The organism is Arcicella sp. GW458-12-2-14-TSB2, from assembly GCF_059423785.1.
The window spans coordinates 1-862 of record NZ_JBWKYN010000372.1 but is presented as its reverse complement, the minus strand read 5'-3'; the positions used below and the strand labels follow the sequence as shown (position 1 = coordinate 862).

General features: G+C 26.0%; 1 protein-coding gene. It reads left to right on the top strand.

Features of this window, described 5'->3' with window-relative positions:
* Positions 1-98 precede the first annotated feature (98 nt).
* The gene (locus AC07XN_RS24520; protein WP_494744956.1) at positions 99-728 is read left to right on the top strand and encodes a hypothetical protein; all 630 of its coding nucleotides are present in this window, start codon (positions 99-101) and stop codon (positions 726-728) included.
* Positions 729-862 lie beyond the last annotated feature (134 nt).

The following is an 862-nucleotide window of genomic DNA, read 5'->3' as shown; positions in this document are numbered from 1 at the left end:
GTGATTACTAGTTATACAATGATTCAAAGAATGTAAATTTAACTCCACTTAAAAACAATTTTTTTTAACATAACAATATATAAACAAAAAACATAAATATGAAAGTCTATGCTGAATTCCTAAAAGAGGATGATAAAATTTATAGGAAAAAAACTTTATTACAATTTGGAAATTCTACTGATTTAATTGGCAGTGCTGTATTAATGAATCCTGGTAGTGCTAAAGAGACACAAAAAAAGTGCAATATAGAGGTAATCAAAGAATTTTATTTGAAAAATCATAATCTACATATCAATGACAATGAGATATGGTATGACTACTCTATTGATCCCACTATGAGATATTTAGTAAAAATATTTAGTGGTTGGTACACAGGACAAGAAAAACAACTTGATGGTATTATACAACTTTTCAATTGTTTTTACTACAAAGACGCAAACTTAGAAAATGCTGTCTCTAACTTTAGTGAAAATTCAAGCCATATCTTTAATGAACACCATTTGTTCATTAATAAACCAGTTTATTTTGGTTGGGGAAATGTGGGTAAAAATGGAATATTTAAAGAAATAGCTACTAAAATTTTCAATGAATATAGTCATAGTTATACTCCAATATATGATATCAATTTTAATAATAATTGCTTTTATCATCCTGGTTATATTAATAGGTCTTATTCAAAAAATAAAAAAACACAGCAAATTACAAGTGACTTTTTCAAATTGACATAGCTTAACAGATTAATAAAAGTTATCCGACTGCCAACATTTTAGAGCTAATTTAAGAGAACAGTAATAAATAAATTTTCAATTACAATCTTGAACATAGGTTATGAATTATCTTTTCATCATTGGTAGAACTACCA